The 9,805-nt window shown below is 40.9% G+C and carries 8 protein-coding genes and 4 tRNA genes; 1 reads left to right on the forward strand and 11 read right to left on the reverse strand.

Features of this window, described 5'->3' with window-relative positions:
• The 11 genes from tuf to gspN form a co-directional block, all read right to left on the reverse strand.
• On the reverse strand, nucleotides 1-1,154 hold a 1,154-nt coding region (gene tuf / locus AC5YCE_RS15085; RefSeq protein ID WP_496172543.1), incomplete at its 3' end, for an elongation factor Tu.
• Nucleotides 1,155-1,291: 137 nt separating this feature from the next.
• Nucleotides 1,292-1,366: transfer RNA gene (locus AC5YCE_RS15090), tRNA-Thr, on the reverse strand.
• Between the two features lie 15 nt (nucleotides 1,367-1,381).
• Nucleotides 1,382-1,457: transfer RNA gene (locus AC5YCE_RS15095), tRNA-Gly, on the reverse strand.
• Between the two features lie 38 nt (nucleotides 1,458-1,495).
• Nucleotides 1,496-1,579 (reverse strand) — tRNA-Tyr (locus tag AC5YCE_RS15100).
• A gap of 57 nt (nucleotides 1,580-1,636) precedes the next feature.
• A tRNA-Thr gene (locus tag AC5YCE_RS15105) sits at nucleotides 1,637-1,712 on the reverse strand.
• A 98-nt stretch (nucleotides 1,713-1,810) separates the two neighbouring features.
• Entirely contained in the window at nucleotides 1,811-3,304 is a 1,494-nt protein-coding gene (trpE, locus tag AC5YCE_RS15110) for an anthranilate synthase component I (protein WP_496172580.1), read from the reverse strand.
• 222 nt (nucleotides 3,305-3,526) lie between these two features.
• On the reverse strand, nucleotides 3,527-4,195 hold the full coding sequence (locus AC5YCE_RS15115; RefSeq protein WP_496172581.1) for a phosphoglycolate phosphatase: 669 nt from the start codon (nucleotides 4,193-4,195) through the stop codon (nucleotides 3,527-3,529).
• Nucleotides 4,196-4,292: 97 nt separating this feature from the next.
• On the reverse strand, nucleotides 4,293-5,069 hold the full coding sequence (locus tag AC5YCE_RS15120) for an FHA domain-containing protein (RefSeq protein ID WP_496172582.1): 777 nt from the start codon (nucleotides 5,067-5,069) through the stop codon (nucleotides 4,293-4,295).
• 68 nt (nucleotides 5,070-5,137) lie between these two features.
• The gene (gene gspD, locus AC5YCE_RS15125; RefSeq protein WP_496125995.1) at nucleotides 5,138-7,405 is read right to left on the reverse strand and encodes a type II secretion system secretin GspD; all 2,268 of its coding nucleotides are present in this window, start codon (nucleotides 7,403-7,405) and stop codon (nucleotides 5,138-5,140) included.
• A 38-nt stretch (nucleotides 7,406-7,443) separates the two neighbouring features.
• The gene (locus AC5YCE_RS15130; RefSeq protein WP_496172583.1) at nucleotides 7,444-8,316 is read right to left on the reverse strand and encodes a type II secretion system protein N; all 873 of its coding nucleotides are present in this window, start codon (nucleotides 8,314-8,316) and stop codon (nucleotides 7,444-7,446) included.
• Nucleotides 8,316-9,059, reverse strand: coding sequence for a type II secretion system protein N (gene gspN, locus AC5YCE_RS15135; protein ID WP_496172584.1), 744 nt, complete (start codon nucleotides 9,057-9,059; stop codon nucleotides 8,316-8,318). Before gspN ends, AC5YCE_RS15130 begins: the two co-directional genes overlap by 1 nt.
• 261 nt (nucleotides 9,060-9,320) lie before the next feature.
• Between gspN and AC5YCE_RS15140 the strand changes: the two genes are divergently transcribed.
• The coding region (locus AC5YCE_RS15140; protein ID WP_496170869.1) for a transposase at nucleotides 9,321-9,805 on the forward strand (485 nt) is incomplete at its 3' end.

The following is a 9,805-nucleotide window of genomic DNA, read 5'->3' on the forward strand; positions in this document are numbered from 1 at the left end:
GTACGACCACCTTCACGGATCGCAAAACGTAGACCTGGGTCCATTGCGATTGGGTGGATTAGTTCTACTGACATTTCTACGTTGTCACCAGGCATAACCATTTCAACGCCTTCTTGAAGAGAGATCGCGCCAGTTACGTCAGTTGTACGGAAGTAGAACTGTGGACGGTAACCGTTAAGGAATGGAGTATGACGACCACCTTCTTCTTTAGAAAGTACGTATACTTCTGCATCGAATTTAGTGTGCGGTTTGATCGCACCTGGTTTAGTCAATACTTGACCACGTTGAACGTCTTCACGTTTAGTACCACGTAGAAGTACACCACAGTTCTCGCCAGCACGACCTTCGTCAAGCAATTTACGGAACATTTCAACACCAGTAACTGTCGTTACTTGTGTATCACGGATACCAACGATTTCAACAGACTCGCCTACTTTAACGATACCAGACTCAACACGGCCAGTCACTACTGTACCACGACCTGAGATTGAGAATACGTCTTCGATTGGCATAAGGAATGCTTTATCGATTGCACGTTCTGGCTCTGGAATGTAAGAGTCAAGCGCTTCAACAAGAGCAACAACAGCTGGCTCGCCGTATTGACCTTGGTCACCGTTAAGTGCAAGAAGAGCAGAACCACGGATGATTGGAGTATCATCACCTGGGAAGTCATAAGTAGAAAGAAGTTCACGAACTTCCATTTCAACGAGTTCAAGAAGCTCTTCATCATCAACAAGGTCGCATTTGTTTAAGAATACAACGATGTAAGGTACACCTACCTGACGAGAAAGAAGGATGTGTTCACGAGTTTGTGGCATTGGACCATCAGTCGCAGCACATACAAGGATCGCACCATCCATCTGAGCAGCACCAGTAATCATGTTTTTAACATAATCGGCGTGACCTGGGCAGTCTACGTGTGCGTAGTGACGAATAACTGAGTCATACTCAACGTGTGAAGTATTAATCGTAATACCACGTGCTTTTTCTTCAGGTGCAGAGTCAATTGCAGCGTAGTCTTTCGCTTCGCCACCAAAAGTTTTTGCACAAACAGTTGCAATTGCAGCTGTTAAAGTTGTTTTACCATGGTCGACGTGACCAATTGTGCCCACGTTAACGTGTGGCTTATTACGTTCAAACTTAGCCTTAGCCATGAGATTTTCCTCGTTTACGTCGACACAACTCTAAGATTGCTAAAATCGACTAAAAAATAGACACCCTGAATACTTAAAAAGCAGACTAAATAGCCTGCTTTATTTAACTTTGTGATAAAAATCACTAAACTGTAATCTGGAGCTCTTATCGAGATTTGAACTCGAGACCTCTCCCTTACCAAGGGAGTGCTCTACCACTGAGCTATAAGAGCAAATTTTCGCTTCAATGGAGCGGGAGACGAGGGTCGAACTCGCGACATGCAGCTTGGAAGGCTGCCGCTCTACCAACTGAGCTACTCCCGCACGATGTTGGTACATCCACTTATTGAAGTCTTAAAAATTGGTGGTGAGGGAAGGATTCGAACCTTCGAAACTTTCGTAGCGGAGTTACAGTCCGCCCCCTTTGACCGCTCGGGAACCTCACCATTTTTACACTTACTTTCAGTGTCGCTCTTTTACTCGATTTCTCAAACCCTCTAAGATGGTGCCGGCACACGGATTCGAACTGTGGACCTACTGATTACAAGTCAGTTGCTCTACCAACTGAGCTATGCCGGCGCTTCTTAGTGTTTGATACGTTTCGTATCGGAACGGTGTGCAGTTTAGCAAAACTTGAAATCCGTGCAAGTGTTTTTTTCAAAAAAAACGCTAAAAACTCACAAAATCAATCCGTTTGATGATAATTCAACCGCTTTGATCACTGCGCGAGCTTTTATTTGGGTTTCATTCCATTCTGATTCAGGATTTGAGTCTGCAACCAACCCTGCTCCAGCCTGAACATAGACCTTATTTTCACGAATCACACAGGTGCGAATCGCAATCGACATGTCCATTTCACCATGCCAGCCTAAATAACCAACCGCTCCACCAAAAATTCCACGTTTTACTGGCTCAACTTCATCAATAATTTCCATGGCACGGATTTTTGGTGCACCCGAAAGTGTTCCTGCTGGGAAAGTGGCTTTAAAAACATCCAAAGCATCGACGTCATCTCTAACCTCACCCTGTACATTCGAAACAATGTGCATGACATGCGAATAGCGTTCGATCACCATTCGATCAGTCACTTGCACTTTTCCAATTTTAGAGATACGACCGACGTCATTTCGGCCTAAATCGATCAACATTAAATGTTCTGCGATTTCTTTTTCATCAGACAATAGATCTTGCTCTAAAGCTAAATCTTCCTCTTTGGTTTTGCCACGTGGCCGCGTTCCCGCCAATGGACGTACAGTTGCAATGCCATTTTCTAAGCGGGATAAAATCTCAGGAGACGAACCCACGATATGGAATGCTTTGTTATCACCCAGTGTTCTGCCCTGCACTAAGAATAGATATGGAGAAGGATTGAGATGTCTTAGCGCCCGATAAACTTGTAGTGGATCACCATCAAAATCTGAAACCATGCGATGCCCAGGCACAACTTGCATCACATCCCCTGCACGAATGTATTCCTTTACAATCTCAATCGATTCTAGATATTTCTCTTTACCTGTCAGCGATTCAAAATGTGGTGCACTGTGCTTCTTGGCTTGTAAACTCATAGGTGTCGCCAGTAAAGCCTCTATATGATCTAGCTTTGCCTGCGCCTGATTAAATGCATCTGCATCTTGTGTGTCTGCATGCACAATAATAAATAGCGTATCTTTGAGGTTATCAAACACAATCACTGTTTTAGAGAGCATCAACCATAAATCAGGAATACCAACAGGATCAGCTTGAGGGATGTTTTTCAAACGTGGTTCGATATATCGAACTGAGTCATACCCCAAGTAACCTACGAGCCCCCCGGTAAAGCTCGGTAAGTCTGGCAGTTCTTTTTGACTCGGTACTCTAAACTGCGACTGAAAATCACGAATATATTGAAAAGGATCACTACACGCTTGTGTTTGTATAGAACCATTCGCTTGCTGAATCGTGAGTTGCCCTTCATTACATGAAAAAACAGTTGATTCACCCAAGCCAATAATCGAATAGCGCGCCCAGTTCTCGCCCCCTTCTACAGATTCAAATAAATAGGCTTGTTGATGGTCTTTCAACCGGGCAAATACAGATAAAGGTGTATCGGTATCCGCCAGACGCTGACGATAGACAGGAATAAGGTTATAGCCTTGTGATTCTAATTGTTGGAACTGACTTTGAGTGGTCATGAGGAATATCTCTTAAGTTTTCGATTGATCTAAGTTGAATAAAATAATGTCAAACTTAGTAACGCCATCGAAAAGTACTTTTACTTTCCATCCCTCTTCCCTTTCTCACATTGTTTTTAAAATAAAATCTCAAGATTTTCCTTTCAATTTTATTTGCGATTAACTTGAGTTTGACTGATCACTTTAGTTTATAGAGCTAACATTTTTGATTACTCAATGCGCTTAAATCAGTAACGCTTTTAAGTTATCAACCACTTGTTGTGGATGACACAATTGAATATCTTCACCATGATTATAGCCATAGCTCACCACAATACAATCGATACCCGCACGGCGTGCCGCTTCTACATCATTGCTAGAATCACCAATCATTAGCGTTTGCGCAGGTGTTGAATGAAAAGCCTCAACACAGTGTAAAAGTGGCTTAGGATCTGGTTTTCGCACTTCAAAGCGATCACCACCAATGACATCTGCAAAATAATGATCCATCTTCAATACTTCAAGAATCTTGCGTGCCGGTATTTCAGGTTTATTGGTCACACAGATCATGATTTTTTGATGTTTCACACCCCATTCCAAAAACTCAACAATGCCATCAAAAGGTTGAGTATCCACACAAGGTTCAGCATTGTAAATTTCAAGAAAAGTATCCAGTAGCAATTGATGCTGCTGAGGCTCAACTTGACCTGTTAAATACTTTAAAACACTCTCACAAAATAAAGACGTGCCTTTTCCTATCCATGTTCTGACTTGATGCTCTGTGACGCGTGGTAGTTTAAGTACACTCAGACTCATATTCATTGCACGATACAGGTCAAATGCCGAATCAACCAATGTTCCATCCAAATCAAATAAAATTAATTCACGCTGATCCAGTTTTGCTATCGACATGTTGTTTCCCCAATACTTTTCATTTATTAGATAGATAAAAGGCATGCCTAATGCATGCCCTGATCTTTAATCACTTATCAACAATTACCAACAAGGCTTAGTTAAAAATAAACCACGCAATGACTGCGATAAAGATAATTGCAAGTAATGCCATCAAGCCAATCGTTGCATTCTTTTGAGTTTCTTTTTCTTGCTCTACACACGTTGCAGGGATATCCACTTCACATGCTTCATGACGAACTGGTTTTGCATTTAAATCCACGTCTGCAGGAATCGGTGCAGGTTTAGGAATACCCACATTTTGTGGCATACCTTCAGGTGAAAGTTTTACATTCGCATCACGCTCTTTAAGATCAGGCATACCTTGTTCATTCATTTTTTCTGCGACTGTTTTTTCTGCGACAACTTGCTCAGCAATCACTTCTTCAACAACAGGGACATCGCTTTGCTGTTTGACTTTAAGGTCTTCGACAGGCTCTGCCTGTTGAGTCGAATGAACTTGAGTGACTGGAAGCTCTGAAGTTGCGACAGCTTCAGCAGGCTGTACAATGACTTCAGGCTCATCCATTTGAGTCTGAATAATGGCAGGCGCAAGGACAGAAAATTTTAAACTGGCAAACTGGACAATATCACCATCTTTGAGCAATGATTCATTTTCAACACGCACATCATTGACAAAAGTACCATTTGAAGATTTCAGATCTTGAACATATAGTGCTTGTTCTTTAAGAAAAAAAGCAGCGTGGCGACGTGAAATTTCAGCAGCAGCCAAAACAATATCTGCTTCTTGATGACGACCAACCAACATATCACGTTCGATTGTAATTTCCGTACCAGTGAATTCACCGTTAATGGTTTGCAATTTCCAAGTCATATTGATCTGCTCACTTCAAAGTTTAAAATATCTTAACATGCTGATTTAATTTTACTAAGCCTACGCCATCAAGATGCAGAGCGAATCGTGGTTGTGGTCACAGTATTCTTAGTCTTTTCAACTTCTTGTGTCGGTTGAACCTGAACAGGCTGGCCATTTGGAACACGAATAGGTTCAACGGCTAAAGGCGTTGTTACCACTTTTGAGCCTTTATGGGTTCCGCCCGATGGGACACTTTGATAAACCGTAGGTTTTGCTGGCACTGGAGTTTTACTTACAGGCAATCGTGGTTGATAAATATCATCTACGTTATCAGGTAATTTGGCAAAGCTACCATTTTTGTCCATTGCCAATTGTAAGCTATATAAACGATCGTACTTCTGACGAGTTAAACGCTGTGCATCATGATTATTACGAATAATCGTTGGATGAATAAAGACCAATAAATTACGCTTTGATACATTCTTACTATTGGCTTGAAATAAGCGACCCAATCCAGGAATAGAGCTCAAACCAGGAACTCCTTGACGACCCGTACTTGAACTATCCTCAATCAATCCTCCCAGAACCACAGTTTGACCATGATCAGCGATTACAGAAGTTTTAATAGCACGTTTATTGGTTACAAGATCTCGTGCTTGCCCACGAGCAGCAATAGCTGAAACTTCCTGTTCAACCTGTAAATGTACAGAGCCCCCCTCACCAATCCGAGGAACGACTTTAAGCGTTACACCAATATCTTTACGCTCTAAAGTCGTATATGGATTTACACCTGCCACACCTGTGGAGACAGAACCTGTCTCAAAAGGAACATTTTGCCCCACCACAATGTAAGCTTCTTCATTGTCCAATGTCACAATTGAAGGAGTAGATAACAAATTAGAATTCGTATTTTGCTTCAATGCTTGGATGAGAGCTCCATATAGCTCTCTTGAACCATCTGAGTTTTGTTTATAATCCCCCAAAGCAATCGAAGCACCATCTCCAATCCCAGCTAAAGCATTTGCACCACCAGCCAAAATACCTCCTGCTAACTGAGCCAAGCCTGTTCCTACATCTGAAAAATTAATGAGACCAATACCGCTACTGATATCCCCCATGGCCCACTGCACACCAAGCTGGTCCATATCCGTACCCTCCAGCTCAATAATGGCAGCCTCAATTAACACTTGTTCACGACGTGTATCGAGTTGCTGAATTGCCGCTTCAATTTCTCGCATCAATTGTGGGTCTGCTTTTACCACCAATGCATTTTGCGTGTTATCCGCAATGATACTGACGCCATTGCCATTAAAGCTGGTGATATTATTTTGGTTGCTCGAGTTGTTACCGCTATTCAAACTAATGGCAGGGGTATTGATTGAATTGTTGCTCGTACTATTCGCATTAGAGTTGGTGTTTAAATTAGTGGATGGGTTATTCAAATTAGAGTTTGAAGCATTGTTCGTAGAGGACTGAACAGCTTGGCCTGTCACTAAACCTTGTAGAATTTCAGATAAATTCTTGGCACTGGCATATTTCAGCTTAAATACCTTCATACCACCTAAACGATCAGCAGAAGGCACATCTAGCATTTCAATCATATTACGTAAGCGCTTACGTGTACTGGTATCACCTTTCAGCACAATTCGATTGGTACGAATATCCGCAATAATCCGCACTCTTGACCCTGCAAAATCCTTGGATGACCCTGTGGCACTAATTGCACTGAGTTGTTCAATAATCTCTTCGGCTTGACTGTGCTGCAAAGTCACAGCCTCAATATCATTTTGACCTGTTCCATCTAAATTACGAATCAAAGTTTCAATTTGAAAAATATTACTGGCACGATCAGACACAATCAGAGCATTGGTGCCTTGTACTGCAGCCAGATGAGCAAATTGAGGCATCAAAGGACGTAACGCAGGAATTAAGTCATTAGGATTGGTGTTTTCAAGCCAAATGACGCGAGTAACAACTTGATCACCTCGCGCATTTTTAGAAGGATCGTAGGGAACGCCTGCATTTTTAACATTACTATCAGGGACTAGACGAATCGAATTTCCTGATGGAATCGCCACCACGCCATTTACATTCAATACGCCTAAAAATAAATCATAAACTTCATTTTTATTTAGGGCTTTATTTGAAATAACCGTGACATTACCTCGGACTCGCGGATCGACAGCAAAGTTCTTCCCTGTAATATCGGCAACCTCACTAATAAAGGCGGTCAGGTCTGCATCACGTAGATTAATCTTCCACGTCTGAGCTTGTGCAGAAACACTCAATACCGCTAAAACTGGTGCTACCGCTACTGCCGCTAAAACTGAACGATTATGATTCCAAAAATCCATAACTTATTATCTATCCTAATAATTTTTTAGTAACACACTTACAAATCTTGTTGGATGGTCATCACTTGATCACCACGCTTAATTTCTATTCGCACTTTACCGTCTTTCTTAGCTTGTTCTAACAGCTGAGCATCGGATTGTCCTTGACCTACAGGTTGTCCATTTAAAGAAAGAATGCGATCTCCTGATCTTAAACCCAATTTATTACGTAGTGCTGAAGGGGTTTGATCTGTGACTTCATAACCTTGACCGTTAGAAGCATTCACCCCCATATTTTTTAAATATTGCTCTCTGTTTTCTTGGATTTGATCAATCGCCTGACCCAAGGCACGTTGACCATTATTGGCATTAGATGAGGATTGACTATTTGGCATCTGGCTATTTGTAGCTTGATTTGCTGTAGCGACATTTTGCTGAGCACTCTCAGGTGACATCGATTGATTTAAATTTTCAATGCCAGAAAATAACAGCTCTTTAGTTGCACCGCTAGATTGCTGTAAGACCACGCGATCCCAATACACCTCAGACAAGCGGTAAGAACTATTTTCAATATTTTCACCGACCACATAACGATCAGAAAGTTCATTCACTTTAATTACAGCAGAAGAGTTTGTACTCGGTGAAGCAACAAACACGCCCTGTAACTGCATGGCTAAGTTTGCATCCGCACTTGATGCTGTCGCACCTGCTTCTTGAAACAATGAAAATGCAGAAATATTCGGGACTTGCGCTTGCTGAGATCCAATATTAACTGGTTCAACTTGAATCAATTGAGGGGGTGCTATCGTCCACCAAAATAAACTCGCCAACTTCCAACACAACAGCAAAATAAGAATCAGTAGTGCTAAAGGTGCCAAACGATCAGCTTGACCCCAAGATAAAGTATCCAGTTTTGCTTTTAGCTTTTGCATTAAGAACCTCCACCTAACAAAGGTTGCCGAGAACTTAACACATAGGTATCTAGACCCGCCTTACCAGTGTACGATGGTACATTCTGCAATAACCGCTGCGTCAATTGCACATCTAGCATCAAGCTTTGATCAATATTCAAGTTTGCCATCTTTTGACCACGCTGATCTTGTACATCCAGAATTAACTTTCCAGCTTCATCTTTTACACCACTTTTTAAAGAAGGCACTTCCATCCGATCTTGTCTTTGCCCGAAGGTATACACCAATGGTCCACCGCCCCATTGCAAGCCACCATCTGCTTTAAAAAATCCTTTCTCATGATTAAAACTCAATTGAACATCTTGGAGTTGAATACTATTGCTTGGCCATTGCCAGTTAATGACATTTTTCAAGGTATCTGATGAAATTTGACCATTTACATTTTTAATATGTACTGCTTTGCCTAATCCATAAGCAACAACAGCATCCACTTGTGTCTGACCACTATGAATTTTTAAGTCTGCACCCAAACGTAATAAGATCAAATCCAATGGTCGTGTATGCCATTCTACAGAGCCTTGTAACTGACCTTTTTTCCAATCCGCCTGACCATGCCAAATATTGCCACTGACATTTTTTAAAATCTGATTATTTTTATAAAATTTAGAAATCAACCACGATGCTGGTATTTGCAATACAACAAAAATAAGAAAAGCAACAACAGCAATTCCCCACCAAACTGTTTGCTTAGACTTTATCTGCATATGATGAATACCGATTTTCTCATTTATTATTCCTTTATAGTCATATCAAGACTCACCCCATTATGCATATATTTTAACAATCGCCAATTGATGGGGATAAAAAAACCAAGCATTTTAGCTTGGTTCTATCATTCAATTACTGATTTACGATTTCGTAAAAAGTTAAATTAACCCGAATCGCGGATAAGAAATTGACTTGAAAAATAAGAGGACTAGAGCCATCAGTTGAGTTACCACACAAAACTTAAAACTCTAGTCCCTATGTTTAATAGTACCGAATTATTCTGTTTAATTGATGATTTCTTTCTTAAATTTGAAGCAACCTATTGGAATTTCCTTAAACAAAGTCGTCGTTTCTCAAGAGTCCGAACCGCTCACTTGAGTATCTCAGAAATCACTTTTATTGCTATCTGGTATAAATGTTCTCATTTCACTAATTTCAAAGCCTTTTTTACATGGTTGAAACAGGATAAAAATCATTTATTTAAAAGCTTACCCTGTTACCAACGGATGATTCATCTGATCAATAGGCATCAATTAGCTCTACACGCTTTACATGTGGCACTGATGAAAGGTCAAGGTACACAATATTTATGGATTGATTCAACAACTTTGCCAGTTTGTAAAAATCAACGTATTCAGCGTCATAAATCATTAGTCCAAATTGCATCACGTGGTAGAAGCTCAATGGGCTGGTTTTATGGCTGTAAATTACATATTGCGATGAATCAATTTGGTGAAATTGC

It is taken from the genome of Acinetobacter sp. CY79 (assembly GCF_059515845.1).